General features: G+C 27.6%; 23 protein-coding genes. 11 read left to right on the forward strand and 12 right to left on the reverse strand.

Translation table 11 applies throughout. From position 1 onward, the window contains the following. Positions 1 to 76: 76 nt before the first annotated feature. The 6 genes from pth2 to Q0984_RS07090 all read left to right on the forward strand — a co-directional run bounded on the left by pth2 (position 77) and on the right by Q0984_RS07090 (position 3,615). Positions 77 to 415 (forward strand): aminoacyl-tRNA hydrolase, encoded by a 339-nt coding sequence (pth2, locus tag Q0984_RS07065; RefSeq protein ID WP_299525660.1) that lies wholly within the window; start codon positions 77 to 79, stop codon positions 413 to 415. Positions 416 to 482: 67 nt separating this feature from the next. After that, entirely contained in the window at positions 483 to 1,139 is a 657-nt protein-coding gene (locus Q0984_RS07070) for a delta 1-pyrroline-5-carboxylate synthetase (protein WP_365907203.1), read from the forward strand. After that, positions 1,140 to 1,301 (forward strand): zinc finger domain-containing protein, encoded by a 162-nt coding sequence (locus Q0984_RS07075; protein ID WP_011954006.1) that lies wholly within the window; start codon positions 1,140 to 1,142, stop codon positions 1,299 to 1,301. Between the two features lie 24 nt (positions 1,302 to 1,325). Then, positions 1,326 to 1,595, forward strand: a complete 270-nt coding sequence (locus tag Q0984_RS07080) for an elongation factor 1-beta (RefSeq protein ID WP_299525663.1) — start codon at positions 1,326 to 1,328, stop codon at positions 1,593 to 1,595. 133 nt (positions 1,596 to 1,728) lie between these two features. Next, on the forward strand, positions 1,729 to 2,202 hold the full coding sequence (locus tag Q0984_RS07085) for a MarR family winged helix-turn-helix transcriptional regulator (protein WP_299525666.1): 474 nt from the start codon (positions 1,729 to 1,731) through the stop codon (positions 2,200 to 2,202). A 159-nt stretch (positions 2,203 to 2,361) separates the two neighbouring features. Continuing rightward, positions 2,362 to 3,615: a tripartite tricarboxylate transporter permease gene (locus Q0984_RS07090; RefSeq protein WP_299525669.1), complete on the forward strand. Its 1,254-nt coding sequence runs from the start codon at positions 2,362 to 2,364 to the stop codon at positions 3,613 to 3,615. Here Q0984_RS07090 and Q0984_RS07095 read toward each other — a convergent pair. Next, positions 3,612 to 4,568, reverse strand: a complete 957-nt coding sequence (locus Q0984_RS07095; protein ID WP_299525672.1) for an SAM-dependent methyltransferase — start codon at positions 4,566 to 4,568, stop codon at positions 3,612 to 3,614. The two genes, Q0984_RS07090 and Q0984_RS07095, sit on opposite strands and share 4 nt — an antisense overlap. Before the next feature lie 112 nt (positions 4,569 to 4,680). Between Q0984_RS07095 and Q0984_RS07100 the strand changes: the two genes are divergently transcribed. Further along, complete coding sequence (locus tag Q0984_RS07100) at positions 4,681 to 6,147, forward strand: CpaF family protein (RefSeq protein WP_299525675.1); 1,467 nt, start codon at positions 4,681 to 4,683, stop codon at positions 6,145 to 6,147. 5 nt (positions 6,148 to 6,152) lie between these two features. Beyond that, complete coding sequence (locus Q0984_RS07105; RefSeq protein WP_299525678.1) at positions 6,153 to 7,070, forward strand: type II secretion system F family protein; 918 nt, start codon at positions 6,153 to 6,155, stop codon at positions 7,068 to 7,070. Between the two features lie 8 nt (positions 7,071 to 7,078). Here the strand turns inward: Q0984_RS07105 and Q0984_RS07110 are convergent, their stop codons facing one another. From Q0984_RS07110 to Q0984_RS07125, 4 genes are all read right to left on the reverse strand, one after another. Next, the gene (locus Q0984_RS07110; RefSeq protein ID WP_299525778.1) at positions 7,079 to 7,801 is read right to left on the reverse strand and encodes an ABC transporter permease; all 723 of its coding nucleotides are present in this window, start codon (positions 7,799 to 7,801) and stop codon (positions 7,079 to 7,081) included. A 27-nt stretch (positions 7,802 to 7,828) separates the two neighbouring features. Continuing rightward, positions 7,829 to 8,551 (reverse strand): ABC transporter permease, encoded by a 723-nt coding sequence (locus Q0984_RS07115; RefSeq protein WP_299525681.1) that lies wholly within the window; start codon positions 8,549 to 8,551, stop codon positions 7,829 to 7,831. Positions 8,552 to 8,560: 9 nt separating this feature from the next. After that, positions 8,561 to 9,505 (reverse strand): ABC transporter ATP-binding protein, encoded by a 945-nt coding sequence (locus Q0984_RS07120; protein WP_299525683.1) that lies wholly within the window; start codon positions 9,503 to 9,505, stop codon positions 8,561 to 8,563. A 276-nt stretch (positions 9,506 to 9,781) separates the two neighbouring features. Further along, positions 9,782 to 10,498: a DUF4012 domain-containing protein gene (locus tag Q0984_RS07125; protein ID WP_299525685.1), complete on the reverse strand. Its 717-nt coding sequence runs from the start codon at positions 10,496 to 10,498 to the stop codon at positions 9,782 to 9,784. A gap of 1,827 nt (positions 10,499 to 12,325) precedes the next feature. Between Q0984_RS07125 and feoB the strand changes: the two genes are divergently transcribed. From feoB to Q0984_RS07140, 3 genes are all read left to right on the forward strand, one after another. Further along, on the forward strand, positions 12,326 to 14,341 hold the full coding sequence (gene feoB / locus Q0984_RS07130) for a ferrous iron transport protein B (RefSeq protein ID WP_299525687.1): 2,016 nt from the start codon (positions 12,326 to 12,328) through the stop codon (positions 14,339 to 14,341). Positions 14,342 to 14,571: 230 nt separating this feature from the next. Then, positions 14,572 to 14,802 carry a FeoA family protein gene (locus Q0984_RS07135; protein WP_299525689.1) on the forward strand — a complete coding sequence of 77 codons (231 nt, stop codon included), beginning with the start codon at positions 14,572 to 14,574 and terminating at the stop codon, positions 14,800 to 14,802. A 31-nt stretch (positions 14,803 to 14,833) separates the two neighbouring features. Further along, entirely contained in the window at positions 14,834 to 15,034 is a 201-nt protein-coding gene (locus Q0984_RS07140; RefSeq protein ID WP_299525692.1) for a hypothetical protein, read from the forward strand. On the opposite strand, the gene Q0984_RS07145 is transcribed toward Q0984_RS07140, so the two are convergent. From Q0984_RS07145 to Q0984_RS07175, 7 genes are all read right to left on the reverse strand, one after another. Continuing rightward, complete coding sequence (locus Q0984_RS07145) at positions 15,024 to 15,869, reverse strand: energy-coupling factor ABC transporter ATP-binding protein (protein WP_299525695.1); 846 nt, start codon at positions 15,867 to 15,869, stop codon at positions 15,024 to 15,026. The two genes, Q0984_RS07140 and Q0984_RS07145, sit on opposite strands and share 11 nt — an antisense overlap. Positions 15,870 to 15,881: 12 nt before the next feature. Continuing rightward, on the reverse strand, positions 15,882 to 16,712 hold the full coding sequence (gene cbiQ, locus Q0984_RS07150; protein ID WP_299525698.1) for a cobalt ECF transporter T component CbiQ: 831 nt from the start codon (positions 16,710 to 16,712) through the stop codon (positions 15,882 to 15,884). 57 nt (positions 16,713 to 16,769) lie between these two features. Beyond that, positions 16,770 to 17,075 carry a PDGLE domain-containing protein gene (locus Q0984_RS07155; protein ID WP_299525701.1) on the reverse strand — a complete coding sequence of 102 codons (306 nt, stop codon included), beginning with the start codon at positions 17,073 to 17,075 and terminating at the stop codon, positions 16,770 to 16,772. Then, positions 17,076 to 17,717: a cobalt transporter CbiM gene (gene cbiM, locus Q0984_RS07160; RefSeq protein ID WP_299525704.1), complete on the reverse strand. Its 642-nt coding sequence runs from the start codon at positions 17,715 to 17,717 to the stop codon at positions 17,076 to 17,078. Between the two features lie 236 nt (positions 17,718 to 17,953). Beyond that, entirely contained in the window at positions 17,954 to 19,240 is a 1,287-nt protein-coding gene (locus Q0984_RS07165; RefSeq protein WP_299525706.1) for an oligosaccharide repeat unit polymerase family protein, read from the reverse strand. Between the two features lie 12 nt (positions 19,241 to 19,252). After that, positions 19,253 to 20,041 (reverse strand): adhesin, encoded by a 789-nt coding sequence (locus tag Q0984_RS07170; protein ID WP_299525709.1) that lies wholly within the window; start codon positions 20,039 to 20,041, stop codon positions 19,253 to 19,255. Positions 20,042 to 20,059: 18 nt separating this feature from the next. Then, on the reverse strand, positions 20,060 to 20,227 hold the full coding sequence (locus Q0984_RS07175) for a 4Fe-4S binding protein (RefSeq protein ID WP_299525712.1): 168 nt from the start codon (positions 20,225 to 20,227) through the stop codon (positions 20,060 to 20,062). Positions 20,228 to 20,291: the final 64 nt, after the last annotated feature.

The following is a 20,291-nucleotide window of genomic DNA, read 5'->3' on the forward strand; positions in this document are numbered from 1 at the left end:
TTTAAAAGATTTGGTTAATTGGGGTTTTCATCTGGAATCTAAAATTATTTAAATGGACATATAGAAAAATGTGTATATGAAACAGGTTATGGTTGTAAGAAGAGATTTAAAAATGGGGAAAGGAAAAATAGCTGCACAGTGTTGTCATGGTTCTATAGGTTCCTATAAAAGAACAAATTCTAGTTTAATTAAAAAATGGGAATTGAATGGTTATGCTAAAGTTGTTTGCAAAGTTGATTCATTAGATGATTTATTGAAGCTTAAAAAAGAGGCTGATGAAAACAATGTTTCTAATTATTTGGTAGTTGATGCTGGAAGGACTCAGTTACCTACATCAACCACTACAGTTTTAGGCATTGGGCCTGATGAGGATGAAATAATTGATAAAATCACTGGGGATTTAAAACTTTTATGAGTTTTATTCATTTTAATGATAGCTATTTTTAATTAAATCTATAGAAATTTAGGTTGTAGATATTATTATTGAACAGGTTGTTAAAATTGGAGGAAGTTTATTTCCAGAACATGCAATATCACTAGCTGACAAATTGAAAGGTACGAATTCAATGATTATTTTGGGAGGTGGAGAATTTGCTAACTTAATAAGGAAATATGATTTAGATTATCACTTTTCTGATGAAATCAGCCATAATACTGCTATTGAGTGTATGGGTATTTTATCTAAATTAGTAAATGATAAAGTTAAGTCTACTAAATTAGCTTATACTCTTGAAGAAGCTAAGGAAATTGTAAATAGTGGTTTCACTCCTATTTTTATTGTTTCTGATTTTTTAAGAAATGAAGATCCTTTTGAATGTTCTTGGGAAGTAACTTCTGATTCAATTGCCGCTTATGTTGCACATTCTTTAAATGCAAACCTTTTAATAGTAACAAATGTAAATGGTATATATACCCGAGAACCTAATGAAGAAGGTTCTGAATTTATTAATGTTATTGATGCAAAAAAACTACTGACTTTTGATGAAACATCAATTGACTTAATGTTACCTTCTCTTTTACTTGAATTCGGGTCTAATTGTTTTGTTGTAAATGGAAAGTATCCTGAAAGGGTGTTATCTCTTATTGATGATAATATAGATAATTATAATTTCGATTACACACAAATAATAGGTGATTAGATGAAAGAAGTAGAATGTATTTCATGTAAACAAGAAATTCCATTAACTGGACCTTTCGTTGAATTTGAATGTCCTGTTTGTGGAGCAAAAATTGCAAGATGTGAAAAATGCCGTACTTTCGGTCATGCTTATAAATGTGAATGTGGTTTTGAAGGACCATAAATTTTTATTAATGGGGGAATGTTGATGGGTGAAGTTGTAGCAACTTTAAAAATCATGCCAGAAAGTCCTGATGTAGATTTAGAAGCTTTAAAAGCAGCTGTTCAAGCAGCTATGCCTGCTGATGCAGAATTCCATAAAATTGAAGAAGAACCAATTGCATTTGGTTTAGTTGCATTAAACCTTATTTTCATAATTGAAGATGGTGAAGGTGGAACAGAATCTACTGAAGAAGCTATGGCAAAATTAGCTGATGTAGCTAGTGTAGAAATTACTGATACTAGAAGATTAATGTAAATCTTCTTTTTAATTACTTTTTTTTAAAAACTATTGTTGTGCATCACAACATTTATATGCTATTTTTTTAATAAGATTAAATAATGGATGTAGTTAATGCATTATTAATTATTTAACTGAAGGTGTTTTTTTAATGTATACAACAGATGATGTTATTAAGATGTGTCCGCATATGATTTGTCATATAATTAGTTTGCATTCTTTTCATGATATTTTCATCAATCATTATCTTAAAGAACTTGAAATTAATAAAAATCAATATTATATGTTAATGCATATTTTTTATAATCAAAGTTCAACTCAGTCAGATATTGCAACAGCTTGTTTAATGGATAGGTCTGGTGTGTCAAGAGCATTTAGTGAACTTGAAAAAAATGGAATTTTAACTAGGGAATATACTGAAGAAAATAAAAGGGCATATAAGATAGATATAACTGATAAAGGAAAGGAATTAGCTAAATTTTTACATGATAAAGAAATTGAATGGGAAAATGAAATTGCAAGTGAAATAAATATGTCTAGAAAAGAATTACTTGCAACTTTAGAAAAATTAGCTTTAAAATCCTTGAATTTTGATAGGGAAAATATTGATAATTTTAAATATTAATCAAAATTATTTGGTGGAGTATAATATGTAAGATTAAACTCATAACCATTTTTATCTTTTTTTATAAAAATTTTAATTTTAGTTATATTATTTTAAACGATATAAATATAATTATTTGACTTAAACAAATTATAAATAAGTTTAAATCAATTAATAGCTATGTTAGAATTAGTATTTGCTTGTTTTATAGGAATATTTGTGGGAACGTTAACTGGGATGATTCCAGGTATTCATGTTAATACTGCTGGGGCAATTCTTTTTGCATCATCTACTTTCCTTTTAGGATTTTTATCTCCAGAATTTTTATGTGTATTGATGGTTTCAATGTCTATAGCTCATGCATTAATGGAATTTGTACCTTCAATGCTTTTAGGAGTTCCACAGGAAGGAACTGCAACATCTATTCTTCCAGGTCATAGGATGGTTCTGCAGGGAAGATCAAAAGAAGTTATAAGAATAGTGGCTGTTGGTGGGTTTGGAGCTATTTTAATTACTATTTTGATGATGCCAATTTTTACATTAACTTTGCCGTTTTTACATAATTTTACAAAGCCATATACTTGGATTATTTTACTTGTAGCTTCAATTTATTTGACTTATATGCTTACAAATTCAAAAAAAGATTTTTTATGGTCTTTGTTTTTATTTTTAATTTCAGGAATTCTTGGTTGGACAATTTTCCAAACACCAGTTTCATCAGGAGTTTCTTTGATGTGTATTTTTTCAGGTCTTTTTGGAATAAGTACTATTTTATTTAGTTTAAATGATAATTCAACAATTCCTCATCAAAATAAGTTTTATGATTTAAATTTGAATTTTAATAAATTTAAAAGTATTTTTGCAGGAGGAATTACTGGTGCTATTTTGGGATTTTTACCTGGATTTGGTCCTGCTCAAGGAACTATAATTGCTCAGGCAGCTAGTGGTACAAGTGATAATGATGATGACGATACAGTTAATTTTTTATTGGCTACTTCAGGATTAAATATTTCAGATTGTCTTTTTTCTTTAATGGCAATTTATATAATTGGAAATCCTAGAAGTGGGATTGCAGTTTATATGTCTTATTTGATTTCAGATATGAATATAAATCATTTGATAATCTTTATTTTCGCATCATTAATTGCAGTTTCAATATCGTTAGTATTATGTTTAAAATTAGGTGATTCATTTGCTAATATTATGGATGGTGTTGATTATCGTAAATTATCAATATTTGTGATTATTTTACAAATTGGAATTTTATATGTTTTTATTTTTTATTATAAAGCTCCAATTTTCTACATGTCTTTAGCTTTAATCACATCAACTGCTCTTGGAATGTTACCTCATTATATTGGTGTAGGTAAATCTCACTTAATGGGCGTTTTAATTGTTCCAGCTATTGTAATTTATATGAAAATGTTTATTTAGATTATTAATATATTGTCAGCTATTTTTTCAGCTTTTTTGATAATTTCTTCGAGATCTGTTTGAGGATAGCTGTCAATTACACAAAAATCACATTTTTCAATATTTAAATCTTCAAATGCTTTGTTGTATATTTCATAGTTACCAATTATTTCATTAATTTCAAGGTTAAATTTTAAATTATCAATAGCTTCAGAATATATGTCATTAAATATTACTTTTTCAAATCCGTATTTAAGTAAATAAATTCCAATTGATCCGTTTCCACACATTCCATCAATCGCCACTCCTTTTTTCACATTATTGTTTTCAAGATAATTGTGAAGTTTAATTAATTTTTCTTCAGTAGTTGGAGCTACTTCTATATGATGGAGGTGCTGATTTTTGTTTATGATTATTTTTTCAAGGTTTCCATCATCATTTTTAATAAGTGTTCTCATAACATCTGCTCGTTTATCACAACCAGACAATAGCTCGAAATTTTGTATTGAACTATTTTTATTTATCATTCCATTTATTTTATTTGGATTTCCTTTTAAAACACATTTAACTTCGTTTACTTCATTTACTAATCTGTCTGCAACTTTTTTATTGAAATTCTGGTGAATTAAAACTAATGAATCTTTTCCAACAAACTGTTCAACTTCATGGGAATAATAAAAACTTGGTAATGGTATTGGGCTATGTCTTCTTAAGGTTGCATCTTGAGGAATTATTTCTTCTTCAATCATTATCTTTAAAATATGTGTCATTACAATATCTAAAGGTCTTTTTCCGCATTCACACTTTTTATAGTTTGAATCTATCATGTCAAGATCTATTACTTGGTTTATTGGACTAAATTTTTTTATTGTAATGTCTTCACATTTTTTACAAGGTTTTAAATTTAGTGTTCGTTTAGCTAAATTTTCTTTTGTTATAATGCAATTATTTCCACATGTGCACTTTTGGTTCATATTTTTGTATATTGATTTTTGTAGGTAATTATTATTTGGAAAGTAATAAAAATTATATTAATTAGTATTACTAACTTCTAAAATAGATTAAAAATAGTTTTAGGTTATAAATATGAATAATAATGTTAGTGATAAGCAATTTAAGCATGTAGAAAACAATTTGGAGATTGTGCCTCAATATAATGTTTTTAAACAAAATTATTCTTCTGAGGAAAAATTTCTTTTAAGTGAACTTCGTGAAAATTTAGTGGATTTAGCTATATCCTCTGATGAATCTTTTCAAGTAAATGAAGAGAAGTTATTAAATGATATTAAGAACTTTTTATTTACAAGATTAGTATCTAACTCTCAAAATAATAATGTCTCTAATGAATATTTAGATAACTTAGCAAGAAAACTATTTCAGGATCTTGTAGGTTATGGTGAAATTGACCCTTTAATCCGTGATGATAATCTGGAAGAAATAATGATAATTGGTATAAATAAACCAGTTTTTGTTTATCATAGAGAATATGGGATGATGAAAACCAATATTGTTTTTAAAGATGCAAATGAATTGATGAAGTTAATTGACACAATAGCTAGGCAGATAAATCGTAGAATTGATCAAGAATCTCCAATTTTAGATGGTCGTTTGTTGGATGGTTCAAGAGTCAATGCAACAATACCTCCTATTTCTGCTGATGGTCCATCGATGACTATACGTAAATTTAAAAAAGATCCTTTAACTATAATTGATTTAATAAATTCAAAAACTGTTTCTGTAGAACTTGCAGCATTTTTTTGGTTATGTTTTGATGGACTTGGTGTAAGGTCAGCTAATGCAATAATTTCTGGAGGGACAAGTTCAGGTAAAACTACAACTTTAAATGCTTTATCTTCATTTATAAATCCTAAAGAAAGAATAATTACAATTGAAGATACATTGGAGCTTCAAATACCTCATGAACATGTTATTAGAATGGAAACAAGACCTCCAAATGTTGAAAATAAAGGAGAATTAACAATGAATGATTTAGTTAAAAATTCTCTAAGACAAAGACCTGATAGGATAATTGTTGGTGAAGTTAGGGGTAGTGAAGCTATTACTCTTTTTACAGCTTTAAATACGGGACATTCTGGATTTGGAACACTTCATTCAAATGATGCTAGAGAAACAATAACTAGATTAACTAATGCGCCTATGTCTGTCCCAAATATTATGATTTCAGCTATTGATTTTATAATTATGCAAAATAGAATTTATAAACCGAATGGTGTATCTTTTAGAAGGATTAGTGAAGTAGCTGAAGTTTCAGGGATTGAAGAAGGAGTAGTTCAATTAAATAAAATATTTGAATGGGATCCTCAAAGTGATACTATCAAAAATGTGGGTATAACAAGTAAAACTTTAACAGAAATAGCTAATGTCAGTGGAAATTCATTGAATAATCTGTATGATGAAATTAAAAATAGGGAAATTGTTTTACAGCATATGGTTAATCAAAATATTCGCTCAATTAAAGATGTCGGGGCAGTGTTGGAGATGTATTATTTAGATCCTCAAAAGGTTTTAAATAGAATCCTTTTAACTAGGTGATGTTCATGTTCACGGATTTTTTTATAATTGTGGCAGATATATTCTTAAATATTTTAAATTTTTTTAAGAATTTTAATTTTGAAAATATTACATTTTATAAACGAAATAAATCAAAAAAAGCAGTTGATCCTAAATTATTTATTAAATTAAATTTTCAAGAAGTTAAAAAAGAAAATAATTCTGAAAATAAATTATTTAATAAATTGAGAAAAATATTTTTGAGATATTTCTTAAATAAAAGATTAATTTTTGTTGAAGTTTCCATATTTTTCGTTTTGTTTATAGCTGTGGGTTTTGAAATTTCGGGAATTTATCTGACATTAATTGTCATGTTATATATTTTCATGTTGTATTTTCCAAAAATTCAAGAAAAACATACTTATGATGATTTAAATTTTGAATTACCCTATGGTTTGAGACACATGTCAACAGAGCTAAAAGCAGGAAAAGGTTTACATGATACATTATTAACAATATCAAATGCAAATTATGGTTCTCTTTCTAAAGAATTTAAAAGAGTTTTAAAAGAAATTAAATATGGTAAATCGAGTGAAGATGCATTAATGGAAATGTCAAATAGGGTTTCATCTGAAGGTCTTTCTAGAGTGGTCCATCAAATTGTAGGGACTTTAAGAGTTGGTGGAAATTTAGCTAATAGTTTAAATGTAATAGCTGATGATCTTTCTTTTGACATGCAAATTAAATTAAAAGAATATTCTCAAAAATTAAATGGTTTTATATTGATTTATACTTTTGTAGCTATTTTAGCACCAGTTATTATTTTGATTATGTTAATGGCTGCATCAACAGTTGTTGGAGATATAATATCTGGAGACATGGTATTAATTATGTATATGTTCTTTTTCCCACTAATTGTAATGTTTATGGGGTTATTTATTAAAAGAATGGAACCAAAAATTTAAAAGATGTTTTAGAGGGAAACATCTTTTTTTGTAAAGTAGATATATGAGATTATAAGTCCAATTGCAAATGTAATTAATATTATAGCTAGTGATGTTGTGAGATTACATGAATAATTGAATATTTCATTTGAACTTATTATGTATGGACTACACCATGGGATATATGGGGAGTATTGAGTTGAATATATGAATAAATTTATAATGCTGAAAACTGCACCACTAATCATTGAAAAAACCATATTTGGCATAATTAATGAAATAAATATTAATGGGGAGAAACTTAAACAAAGTAAAAATCCTGAAATTAACATTTCTTTGTAACTATTTAATCCAGCAGTTAAACTAATATCTTGAACCCCACCAAAATATGCACAAAATATGGTCCCTATAAATGTGATTGTAATAATTAAAAATCCCCATATGAAAAACACCAAATATTTTCCAGTTAATATTTTTGTTTTTGGTGTAGGGGCAGTTAATATAGTTTTTAAAGTATGTTCAATATATTCTCTACTAAATAGATAAGATATCATGATTGTAAATAATAATATATAAAATAGTACACAAGCATAAATAGCACAATAATCTAATATTCCTTGAAAACTTGCATATTCTCCAGTTAATAAACCGATATATAGCAATGTAGGTATGCTAAGCGCTCCTAGAATAGTTAATAAGAATATTTTTGTATGTTTTAGTTTTAAAAATTCTGTTTGAATAAATGTTATCATTGTAATCATTTCCATTAAAAAGATGTTTTAGAGGGAAACATCTTTTTTTGTAAAGTAGATATATGAGATTGTAAGTCCAATTGCAAATGTAATTAATATTATAGCTAGTGATGTTGTATATGAACAACTGAAATTAGCTATTTCGTTTGATCCAATTAAATATGAACTACTCCATGGGAAATATGGTGCATGACTGGTTGAACTAATCATGAGATTTCCAATACTAAATGCAGCTCCTACAACCATTGCAGCAACCATATTTGGAACAACTAATGATAAGAACACAAATGGGGAAAAACTTAAAAATAATAATATATTTGTAATAAACATATCTTTACAAGCACCAATAGCTCCAGTTAATGTTATAGAACTAGCTCCTCCAAGGTATCCAAATAAACATGTTGATAAAAATGTGACTGTTACTAAAATCATTATCCATATGAAAAACATTAAATATTTTCCAAGTATAAATTTTCCGCGGGATAATGGAATAGTAATCATTGTTTTAAGGGTATGTTCTGAATATTCTCTTCCGAAGATATATGAGACTACAATGGCAAATAAAATGATGTTGAACATACTTCCTGTAAATTGGTTACATGCCTTAATCATACTTTCAAGACTATCACTAGTTCCACTAATTAGGCTTAGATAAAGTAAAAATGGGAATGTAAGTGCTCCTAGAATAGTTAATAAGAATATTTTTGAGTGTTTTAATTTTAAGAATTCACTTTGAATAAAATTTATCATAATAACCACCTATGAGAAACGTATTTCATCACCAATAAGTCTTGTAAAGAATTCTTCTAAACTTTCTTCACATAAAATTAGTTTTGATACTTTAATTCCAGATTTAACAAATATTTCATTAATTTCATCTCTTAGATTTAAATGATTAATTAAACGAAGTAACAATTCATTTTCAGGAGTTTTTTTAATTATAAAATCCATGTTTTCTTTAAAACCAGATTTTTTGAGAATTTCTGAAGCTTCTCGGATATTTGAAACTTCAAAATCCACGTATTTATTTAATTTATTTTCTAATTCTTCTTTAGATAATTCTTCGATAAGATTTCCATGATCCATTACTCCAATAATGTCTGCTATGTGTTCAATTTCACTTAATATATGGCTTGAAATAAGGATTGTAATTCCATAATCATGAGCTAGTGTTTTTAAAAGTTCTCTTATTTCTTTAATTCCAACAGGATCCAGGCCATTTATTGGTTCATCTAAAATTAATAAATCAGGGTTATGCATTATAGCTGCAGCTATTCCTAATCTTTGTTTCATCCCTAATGAGAAATCTTTAAATTTTTTATATTTTGCATCATATAAGCAAACAAGATTTAGAGCTTCATCTATTGTTTTTTTGTTGTAATTTCCTCTTAGTTTGGAAATTATTTTTAAATTTTCGTAAGCATTGAGGTTTTCATAAAATCCTGGTGTTTCAATTATTGAGCCAATTTTGGAATAAGTTTTTTGGGGATGTTTTAAATAGGGTTCACCAAAAAGATTAATTTTTCCAGATGTTGGTTTGCTTAGGTTTAATAGCATACACATTGTTGTTGTTTTTCCTGCTCCATTTCTACCTAATAAGCCATATATTTTTCCTTTTTCAATGTTCATATTGATAGAATTGACAGCAACATCTTTTCCGAATTTTTTTGTTAGATTTTCTGTTTCTATTGCATATTCAATCATGTTATTACCTTTTTTTTAATAACATGTGGGCCCAACATGTTATTGCTTATTATAAATGTAATATATATTTTACATTACTGTCAAGTAGAGTGTATTATTTTTGGCAATTATTTATTTAAAAATATTTAATTTTTTAAAAAACAAAAATGTAATATATACATTACATATGTAAAGATTAGTTTACATACTATATAAAGATTTCTTATAAAAAAGTTGATAAATATTTTAATTTTGATTAATTTTTAAAAAATAAGAATGTTGGGAAGTAATTTCCCATTATATTAAATTATTAATTCCTTTAGAAGCAAGTAAACCTACAAATGCTCCTTCAGGATCCATTACAATATTTCCTTTAGAATATTGATCTAATGCAGCGTTAACCATACTTGCTTTTTTAATAGGGTCACTTGCAGCATGACCTGCAGCTTTAACAATATCCATTACTGCAGCTCCTCTAGTTTGACCACCATTGTATTGTTCTTCTCTTATTAAATCAATACCACTTGCATTCATTTGAGTACCATTAACATCTAAAGTTCCTGCACTACTTAAAATTGCGTCTAATGCTTCACTGTTAACAGCTACAACTGCATTAATACTTTCACTAGTGTTGTATTCTACAATTTCTTTTGCAAGTTGCATGGATTTTTTAGTGTCATTGTCCCAGAAAGAATCGTGAAGTAATAATTTTTCCCCAGCACCTTGTTCTTGAGCTATTTGGGGCTCAGAGGCATTAGGGTGAGTCATTCCATGAGGGTATATTTCAGTATAATTAACAAGTTCACCATCTTTCAATGTTACAATAAATGCCATATCACAAGCACCCATTCCTGGTCTTGGTTCACTTTCATCTATTGCACATACAAGTATATTCTTTGTTCCTTGGGATAATTCATTGTCGTGAGGTAAGAACAATGTACCAGCAATTACTGAAATGAGTCCAATTAGAATAACAAGTAAAATGACGATAATCAGTTTTTTTCTTCTTCTCATATTACGCCTACTTAGAATTTTTTATTAATTTTATAATTTATGTATTTCTTTTATTATACTTAATCTTTATTCTAAGTTGTTATTTTAGAAGAAGTTATTAAAGATTATTTTGTTTAAAATAAGAACTTTTATAAAAATTTAAAATTAGGATGATTTTTATTTTTTATTTTTACAACATCCAAAGAAGAAGTTGAACACTTTTTTAATGCTTTTTTTTGCTTTATTAGTTTCTTCTTTTGGAGGTTCACAACAACTTGGTCTTACACCCATAAAGATCATCTCCTATAATTTATATAAAAATAATTAGTTTTTGATAGGTGAAATTAAATATGATAATACATATTTAATTTCGTGAGAGTAGTTATATGCTTTTTTATTAAATTAGAGAAAGAGAGTATAAACTAATTTAATAACAATCGGAGTGTAGTAATATGGTTTTAAACCAACAACACATTAGTAATTTCAAATTAGATATTTTTAGGTATACCTAATTTTCATCACCAATTATAGTGTAGGTCATGATAGTATATAAATGTTTTGTTTTTTTAGGTTAACCTAAAATATAAAATATTTTGAATATTAATTATTTTTTAAAAAGAGATATTTGGTGTTTAAATAATGTTTGTCCTAGTTTAAACACCTTAATTGAGGAAAATAATATGGAGGTTGATATTAAATTAGGGAGTTACTAATTTTAATTTAATATCTACTTTTGGAGACCATATTCATTTTATTTGACTGATATAGGTAATTTTAAATTAAGTTCCTATTAAATTTAGGCATTCCTAATTTTCATCACCAATTATACTGTAGATTGTATTAGTATATAAATGTTTTCATTTTTTTAGGTGTGCCTAAAATTTATTTTTTTATTGTGATGTTTTTTTTTTTAAAAAGAGATATTTGGTGTTTAAAGTTTTTTTTTGAGCTATTTTTTTTTAAACACCTTTTTTCACATGGAGGTTTTTTTTGGCAGATTTTTTTTGTCCATGTGGGTATTTTTTTTATTATATTAAATTAGAAAATTGTGAAAATTAATTTAATATAATTTTAATTTTGGAGTTTGTCTTTTTTTTGACTAATAATGTGTTTTTTTTTAAGTAGTTGTAATTTAGGATCCTATGAAATTTAGGCTGACCTAACTTTACACCACTATGTATTAAGTTGGATGTTGTAGTATATAAATGTTTTCATTTTTTTAGGTGTGCCTAAAATTTATTTTTTTATTGTGATGTTTTTTTTTTAAAAAGAGATATTTGGTGTTTAAAGTTTTTTTTTGAGCTATTTTTTTTTAAACACCTTTTTTCACATGGAGGTTTTTTTTGGCAGATTTTTTTTGTCCATGTGGGTATTTTTTTTATTATATTAAATTAGAAAATTGTGAAAATTAATTTAATATAATTTTAATTTTGGAGTTTGTCTTTTTTTTGACTAATAATGTGTTTTTTAAGTAGTTGTAATTTAGGCTGACCTAACTTTACACCACTATGTATTAAGTTGATTGTTGTAGTATATAAATGTTTTCATTTTTTTAGGTTAACCTAAATTTTTCATACATAATTACATTATAATAATTAATGGATTATTATAACTATTGTTATGTTATTATATATAAATGTATTTTATTTTGGTCTACCTAAACATTTAAATAGAATTAAAACAAATCTAACTGTAGGTTTAGGTAAGCCTTATTTTTCGTACTTGTGTTTGAAAATAAATGATATATTTTTGAACTTAGATTTAGGTATACCTAAATTCAAAATTTTTATTTAATTAATACAAATAGGTTTTAAAAATCTATTTCTAACTAAAATGGGAGAATGGTTAATGAAAGAATGTATTGTAGGATTAGCAGGAAACCCGAATGTGGGTAAAACTACAGTATTCAATCAATTAACAGGTATGCATCAGCATGTAGGAAACTGGCCTGGTAAAACTGTTGAAAGAGCAGAAGGTCATTTTAATCATGAAGATACTCGTTTCGATGTTGTTGATTTACCTGGTAATTATGCATTAAGTGCTCATTCTATTGAAGAAATTGTTTCAAGAGATTTCATTGTAGATGATGATTCTGATGTTATAATTAATGTAGTTGACGCTGCTAATTTAGAACGTAATTTGTACTTGACTGTTCAAATGATGGAATTAGGTGCAAACTTAGTAATGGCTCTTAACATGAATGATTTTGCTAAGAAAAAAGATCATATTATTGATATTAAATTAATGTCTGAATTATTAGGTTTCCCTGTTGTCGAAATCAATGCTAAAAATAAAGGTGGTTTCGATGAGTTATTAAATACAGTTAAAAAAGTTTCTAATAAACATATTGATACTACTAAAAAATTAGTGTATGGTGATGAATTAAGAGAACATTTAGGAGATCTCCAACAATTAATTGAAAAAGATAGTAGTTTAACTGATGTTCCTTCAATGTGGACAGCAATAAAATTATTAGAGAAAGATGCTATTGTAATTGAAAAAGTTCAGCAATCTAAAAACTCTTCTCAAATATTAAGAGAAACTGATAAAGTAGCAGCACACTTAGCAGATGTTTATAATGAAGGTGCTGAAGAAGTAATTGCTAATGCAAGGTATGCATTTATTGATGGACTTATGAATGAAGCAGTGAAAAAACCTGCTGTAGAAAAACCAACAGTATCTGATAAAATTGATAAATATTTGACTAACAGAATTTTAGGAATTCCTATATTTTTAGTCATTATGTATATTATGTTCCAACTTACGTTTACAATTGGTGCTCCTTTCCAAGACATGATTGATGAAGGTTTTGGATTATTAGGTGAAGCAATTGGTGGTCTTTTAGGCGACTCTGTATTATCTTCATTTATTTGTGATGGTATTATTGGAGGAGTAGGTGGAGTATTAACCTTTTTACCAATTATTATCATCATGTTCTTATTCATAAGTATTTTAGAAGACAGTGGTTACTTAGCTAGAGCTGCTTTTGTTATGGATAGGGTTATGCATAAATTAGTTGGTCTTCATGGTAAATCTTTCATTCCTATGATTTTAGGATTTGGATGTGGTGTACCAGCTATTATGGCTACTAGGACAATGGAAAATGAATCTGATCGTTTACTTTCCATGATGCTTGTTCCATTCATGTCATGTACTGCAAGATTGCCAGTATATGCATTATTAATTTCAGCATTTTTCGCTGCAAATGAAGGTCAAGTATTATTCTCAATTTATATATTAGGTATTGTTGTTGCACTTGTTGTTGCAGCTATCCTTAAAAGAACTATGTTTAAAGGAATGTCTTCCCCATTTGTTATGGAACTTCCAACTTATAAAGTTCCATCTTTAAAAGGTGTATTATTACATACTTGGGATAAAACTAAAGGATTCCTTAGAAAAGCAGGAACTATTATTCTTGCAGCATCCATCATTGTATGGGTTTTAAGTAGTGTACCATTTGGTGTTGAATACGGATCTCAAGAAAGTGCAATTGGTCAAATTGGTACTGCAATAGCACCAATATTTGCTCCTCTTGGATTTGGAGAATGGCAACCGGCTGTAGCAATTTTATTCGGTTTAGTTGCTAAGGAGGTTGTTGTATCTACATTCAGTTCACTGTTCGGTGTAGAAGAGGAGGGTGCAGGTATTGATGCAGCAGTTCATGAATTGTTTACTCCGCTTTCTGCATATGCATTTATGGCATTTGTATTGCTGTATGTTCCTTGTTTCGCAGCTATCGGTACAATCAAACAGGAAACTAATGGTTGGAAATGGCCGTTAACTATGTCTGTTATTACATTAGTAACAGGTTATGTTGTTGCACTTATAATCTATCAAGGTGGTTCTTTACTAGGTTTTGCTTAGGTGATTACTTTGCGTAGTAACAGTGGTATTAGGGGTATTAAAATCCCTAAAAATAAAAAAGTGGAAGGTAAATCTCCTTCCAAATAACCTTTTTTTATTATAATTTTTGGATTACCTAAATATTTATATACTATTTATTCTAAATTATTATTTAGACTTGTATTAGGTATAACTAAAAAACTTTATTTTAGGTAAGCCTAAATTTTTATAATATCTATGGAGTTGATAAAATGGTAAAATCTTTATTAGATGTAAATGCTGGTGATGAAGTAACTATCGTAAAATATAATGATGGTGGAAGCACAGATTTAAAAAGACATTTATTAGGTATGGGTTTCGTTAGAGGTTCAAAAATTAAAATCCAAAAAGTTGCACCTTTAGGAGATCCTATTGAATTTAAAATTAAAGGATATGATGTTTGCCTTCGTAAAGAAGAAGCTAAAAACATTATTGTAGAATAAATCCTTTTTTATTATTTTTTTGGTGATTTTTATGAAATGTAGAATGTGTGGATATGAATTTGACGAAAATAGTGTTCCTAACAGAGGTTGCTCTGGATGTGGGAAACATGGATGTCAATCAGTTCATTGCCCTAATTGTGGATTTGGTAACTCACCAGAATTAGACGAAGAATTCGATTTTATTATAAAACTTAAAGATAAAATTAAAAACAGGAAAAAAGCTACTCATTAATTTGTTTAGCTTTTATTATCTCTTCACAAGTATCTTTGACACTTATTTTTTCAGTATCAATATTAAAACCTGCTTCTTTTAAATTGTATAATATTTCTGTAGTTATAGGTGTTCTTAGATGAGCTTTTTTTAATAATTCTCTATTTGAAAATATTTTATTTTTATTTCCAGATTCAATTATTTCACCATTGTAAAGAATAAATATTTTATCAGCATATTCGCTAATCATATCTATGTCATGGGATGAAATAATTAAAGTTACTCCTTCTTTATTAAGTTGGTTCATAATGTCCAGTACTTTTTCAACACCATCTGGATCCAAACCTGCTGTAGGTTCATCTAAAATCATTATTTCAGGTTTCATAGCTATTATTCCAGCAATAGCTACTCTTTTTTGTTGACCTCCACTTAAATGGTGGGGTGTTTTATTTTCACAGTTTTCCATACCTACCATTTTTAAAGCTTCTTCAACTCGTTTTTCCACTTCTTCATAACTTAAACCTAAATTCATAGGTCCGAAAGCTACATCTTCTTTGACTGTTGGTGCAAATAGTTGGTCATTAGGATTTTGGAATACAATTCCTACTTTTTGTCTAACTTTAAGTAGCTCTTCTTTTTCAAAAGAGATAGGTTTACCTTCTATTTTAACACATCCGGAAGTAGGTTCACTTAAACCATTGAAGTGTGAGAAAAGTGTTGATTTGCCAGCACCATTAGGTCCGATAATAGCTACTTTTTCCCCTTTTTGAATTTCAATGTTAATATTTTTTAAAGCTTGAGTACCATCATGATATGTAAAGCTTAAATTTTCAGTTGATAATTGTATATTTGTCATGTTATTCACTGTCTAGTTAATTGAGAGTTTTAATCCTAAATATCCTAATTGATTTGAGTATTTGTATAAAATAACTTCAATAATAATCATAATAAGTATTAATAAAATCATGTAAATATAATCTGATTTTTCAAGGTGTCTTTTCTCATTAAATAAATGTGACATGTCAGAAAAACCACGACTAACCATGCTTTTATGAACTCTTTCGCCTTGTTCATATGATTTTAAAAACATCATAGCAATTGTATAACCAACTTGTCTTAATCTCCATTTGTAAGAAACTAAATTAGAGTGTATGTTGAAATTTCTGGATTTTTGAGCATTTTTGATAGTTGTTAATTCATCGATAAATACAAATAAAAATCTCACAGTAATACTTAGAATCATTGCTAGTTCTTTAGGCATTTTTAATTTTCTAAATGAAGCTACAATTTCTTGTAAAGGGCTTGTTGAGGATAGAATTATAATTGCAGTAAGTGATGTAATTAATCTGGCTAATAATAGTATTCCCCAATTTAAACCAGTGTCAGTTATTTGCATCCATGAATAAGTCCATAATATGTTTCCTGAGTGGATAAAAGGTTGGAATATTATTATAAATCCACCAAAAGGTAGTAATAATAGTAATCGTTTAATTATTTCTTTTTTAGGTATTTTTGATAAAAATAAAATAATTAATAAAAATAGTTCCATGATAATAGGAACAATTAATTTGTCTGAAAAAACTGTAAAAATAATTATTAAAACTGTAGATATTAATTTAACTCTTCCATCTAAGTTATGAATTACACTATCGCCAGATGCGATGTCATCTAACTTAAGAGTTTGAGTAATATCTACCAATTAATAATCTCCATTTTTAAATTTCTATAATAAAATATAGTATGAGAAGTTATAAATTTAACTTCTTTTTTTAAGAATTTTTCCAATAGCAAGTCCAACTGCTAGGCTTATTACTACACCAAGTATAAGAACTCCAATTTCTCCAATTGATCCTAATGGTTCAAAGGTATAATCTGGAAATGGAGAAGAATATATTCCGTTTAATCCGTCAACATTATAATCTTCAGATAATCCAGCATCTTCTGCAGATTTTTCAAGACCATCAGGGTTTCCAGAGGCAATAAATGGTGAAAGACAACTAATTATAATACATATGATAACTGCGACAAGTATTAAGTATCCATCTTTTTTACTGAGATGCATTTATTTTCCTCCTTGAACTTTTTGGTTCCACATAAGTAAATCTGGTCTAAATTTTTCTAAAGCCTTTATTATAATTACAGTTAGGATAGCTTCAATAATTCCTATAAATACGTGATATAATACCATTGAGTATATTCCTAAATCAAGAGGAAATGTTCCTGCGATTGCGAGTTCAACAGCAGCTGCGATAGCAGATACTACAGTTGCAAACCATGCAGCAAATCCCACAGCAGCATATTTTCCAATAATTTTTCTTAAACCTTTGAATGTGAATAGTCCTATACTTCCACCTATAATTCCCATATTTAATACATTAGCTCCTAAAGCAGTAAATCCTCCATCACCACATAGTAATGCTTGTATTAATAGTACTATTGTAAATATTAATATTGTTGCTTCTGGAGCACAGAATACTAGTGCTACTAAACATCCTCCAACCATGTGGCCACTGGTTCCAAATGGGATTGGTATGTTCATAGACATTATGGCAAATATTCCTGCTGCAAGTATTCCCATAAGGGGGATATGTTTGTCTTTAAGATTATTTCTTGCCCATCTTGTTGCAAAGTAAAGGGCTACAATTAATATAACATAATAAATTATGCATTGATTCCATGGAATAAATCCATCTGGTATGTGCATTTTATTTTCCTCCATAAATAAAGTAATACTTTTTTTAAAATAATTTATATATGTGTATTACTTATTTCTTTTTATCTCTTTTTATCTGTTAAAATATGATTTATTAAAGGATTATTTTATAAATAAGTATTTAATAAATTGTTATTCTTTGAGATACATGTTTATTATAGGAAAACATGTTATATAAATATTATTAAAGTAATACTTTTTTGTATTATTTTGAAAAATAGTAATAATTAGCATTTATTTGATTTTATAATAAATGCTAGATAGATAAATATGGCTATTATGAAGTATATTAATACCTGAATATCTAATATTCCTGTTTCAACACCTAATATTGAATATGTTAAAAGTAAGCTATATAGGCCAATATAAAAAAAATCTTTGGTCTTTTTCATTATTTTATATCCAATTCCTAAAATAAATCCAAGTCCGCACATTTCAATAGCTACTCCAATTTTACCAAAGTCAATTACCATTTGTCCAATTAATGTTGGTGTTACAGTAACTTCTGTTCTCCATGCTATTAATTTTCCAATTAACATCCGTGGTCCTAAGTCACTTCCAGGTATGGAACTAGCTATTAAATTTCCATGGGTTACTCCAAAGTTTCCTCCAATAAAATCTAAAAGATTTAAAACATTTAATGTGAAATCAGCTCTACTTTCCAAAGTATAAAATGGGTTGGTTGCTGAACTGATAGTATATTCTTCTATTGATCTAAAATAACCAATTCCTATGATTGCACATACACCAAACAAAGCACCAATTACAACTTCCCACACTGCTAGGATATTTCCATAGTAACCTATGATTATCATGATAAGTAAAACTGCAAGTAGTGGTGTTCTGTAACCTAAAGCTAATAAAAACATACAACTAATCCCAATCAAAATTAAGAATCTAAATCTTGCTTGTGAACGGGTAATTTTATGTTCTTGAAATTGTTTTAAATAAACACTGGCCAATATACAAACTCCTGGGATTATTAAAAACACGGGCATTGTAAATAATGGCTTTAATTGATATCTTAAAGATGTTTTAAGAATTGGAATTCCTCCAACTGAAGCCACACTTACAAAGAAGAATAATATACTTATTAAAACTAAACAGAATCCGATTGAATATAAATCTTTACTTTTAAATTGAATTATTGGTTTTTTAAATTCTTTATTTAAAAAATATTTAGGTAATAATGTAGATCCTATAAAAAATGCAATAAATGCAATAGCTAGTGTAATAGCTAAACTATTTGAAACAGAGTTTATGGATAATATTAAAAATGCACCAAACACTACAAGAACCATTAATGGATGAAACACATGTGAGTTTAATATTTTATTTTTCTTAATAAATCCTAAAAAGTTTTCACTAGGATAGAGTCCTTTAAAATAGCTATTTACCCATTCTTTTTCAAAAAAATTCAAAATGGAAAATATAATTGTAAATAAAAGGGATTCATGAAATAAATCTGAGATTTTATTTACAATTGAAGTTAATTTTGTATATATTAAGCTCATAAGTTACACATCTTAGAATGTTTTGATATTTGTAACATTATAGTTATTTTCAATAGTTTGTAAGTCTTCACCAGTACAATTATAAATTCTAATTGTTATTGGGCTAGTTGAACCATCAAAAGTTCCTAAAATTCCATTTGCAAGGTTTAGTTCTTCGCTGGTTGCTCTAGTTATTATTAATTGATTGTATAATCCTGTGTTTGATCCTTTTATGGAGATTCTTTTATCATGTGAGTAGAGACTATTACTTAATTCTTGGTAATCAAGAGTACTTAATTCATCTACAGATAATGTTGTGGTAATTTCATAATTTGTACTATTTTTAATTCCAGATATTAATTCATTTAATGAAGTGATATTTTTTGGATTAATAGTTACTTCTGTTAAGTTTTTATATTTGTTTCCATCACTTTCAAGAGATATGGAATCTATATAAATATCTGCATATGGAATATCTTTATATAATCCTGCCAAGTATTGGGTTCCATTTGAATTAATTAATACTTTTACATTGGATCCTTTATCATCATCAATCCATGATATGTTCCCATGCAATTCAACTTTTTCACCAGTTGTTGCATTGTATCCGCTGACACTAGTTTCAATTATGTTTCCTTCTCTATAAAGTTTTAAATAATTTTCCACGATTTTATTCATTGTTGATGAATCATAAGATGATGTTTTTGTATCATTTGAATCATCTGTTGTAATGTGGATAAATGCAAATGCAATTGCACATATTACTCCAAGGATGATAATATAATCCACAATTGTAAGTTTATTTAATATTCCTTTTTTCATAATTTCAAAACCATTTTTTTATTCATCGAAAATAGCACCTGTTGGGCAGATATCAACGCATTCTCCACAATCATTACATTTATCAACGTCAATTTCTACTTTAAATGCTTTTTTTATTATTGCTTCTTCTGGACATATGTCAATACAGTCTTCACAAACTCCACATTCTTCATTGTCAATTTTCAATGTATCAACCAACTTTTTTAATTATTTGTATAAAACCGTAATATTTATATATTTAATTAACTTA

Origin of the sequence: uncultured Methanobrevibacter sp. (genome assembly GCF_934746965.1) — an archaeon.
Lineage (GTDB): Archaea > Methanobacteriota > Methanobacteria > Methanobacteriales > Methanobacteriaceae > Methanocatella.

What these genes read in the sequence shown, in the direction of transcription:
- Q0984_RS07075 (WP_011954006.1), top strand. Translation starts at nt 1,140, where the DNA reads ATGAAAGAAGTAGAATGTATTTCATGTAAACAAGAAATTCCATTAACT.
- Q0984_RS07105 (WP_299525678.1), top strand. Translation starts at nt 6,153, where the DNA reads ATGTTCACGGATTTTTTTATAATTGTGGCAGATATATTCTTAAATATT.
- Q0984_RS07140 (WP_299525692.1), top strand. Translation starts at nt 14,834, where the DNA reads ATGAAATGTAGAATGTGTGGATATGAATTTGACGAAAATAGTGTTCCT.
- Q0984_RS07165 (WP_299525706.1), bottom strand. Translation starts at nt 19,240, where the DNA reads ATGAGCTTAATATATACAAAATTAACTTCAATTGTAAATAAAATCTCA.
- feoB (WP_299525687.1), top strand. Translation starts at nt 12,326, where the DNA reads ATGAAAGAATGTATTGTAGGATTAGCAGGAAACCCGAATGTGGGTAAA.
- Q0984_RS07120 (WP_299525683.1), bottom strand. Translation starts at nt 9,505, where the DNA reads ATGATTGAATATGCAATAGAAACAGAAAATCTAACAAAAAAATTCGGA.
- Q0984_RS07170 (WP_299525709.1), bottom strand. Translation starts at nt 20,041, where the DNA reads ATGAAAAAAGGAATATTAAATAAACTTACAATTGTGGATTATATTATC.
- Q0984_RS07090 (WP_299525669.1), top strand. Translation starts at nt 2,362, where the DNA reads ATGTTAGAATTAGTATTTGCTTGTTTTATAGGAATATTTGTGGGAACG.
- pth2 (WP_299525660.1), top strand. Translation starts at nt 77, where the DNA reads ATGAAACAGGTTATGGTTGTAAGAAGAGATTTAAAAATGGGGAAAGGA.
- Q0984_RS07095 (WP_299525672.1), bottom strand. Translation starts at nt 4,568, where the DNA reads ATGAACCAAAAGTGCACATGTGGAAATAATTGCATTATAACAAAAGAA.
- Q0984_RS07125 (WP_299525685.1), bottom strand. Translation starts at nt 10,498, where the DNA reads ATGAGAAGAAGAAAAAAACTGATTATCGTCATTTTACTTGTTATTCTA.
- Q0984_RS07115 (WP_299525681.1), bottom strand. Translation starts at nt 8,551, where the DNA reads ATGATAAATTTTATTCAAAGTGAATTCTTAAAATTAAAACACTCAAAA.
- Q0984_RS07085 (WP_299525666.1), top strand. Translation starts at nt 1,729, where the DNA reads ATGTATACAACAGATGATGTTATTAAGATGTGTCCGCATATGATTTGT.
- Q0984_RS07110 (WP_299525778.1), bottom strand. Translation starts at nt 7,801, where the DNA reads ATGATAACATTTATTCAAACAGAATTTTTAAAACTAAAACATACAAAA.
- Q0984_RS07080 (WP_299525663.1), top strand. Translation starts at nt 1,326, where the DNA reads ATGGGTGAAGTTGTAGCAACTTTAAAAATCATGCCAGAAAGTCCTGAT.
- Q0984_RS07135 (WP_299525689.1), top strand. Translation starts at nt 14,572, where the DNA reads ATGGTAAAATCTTTATTAGATGTAAATGCTGGTGATGAAGTAACTATC.
- Q0984_RS07155 (WP_299525701.1), bottom strand. Translation starts at nt 17,075, where the DNA reads ATGCATCTCAGTAAAAAAGATGGATACTTAATACTTGTCGCAGTTATC.
- cbiM (WP_299525704.1), bottom strand. Translation starts at nt 17,717, where the DNA reads ATGCACATACCAGATGGATTTATTCCATGGAATCAATGCATAATTTAT.
- Q0984_RS07145 (WP_299525695.1), bottom strand. Translation starts at nt 15,869, where the DNA reads ATGACAAATATACAATTATCAACTGAAAATTTAAGCTTTACATATCAT.
- Q0984_RS07100 (WP_299525675.1), top strand. Translation starts at nt 4,681, where the DNA reads ATGAATAATAATGTTAGTGATAAGCAATTTAAGCATGTAGAAAACAAT.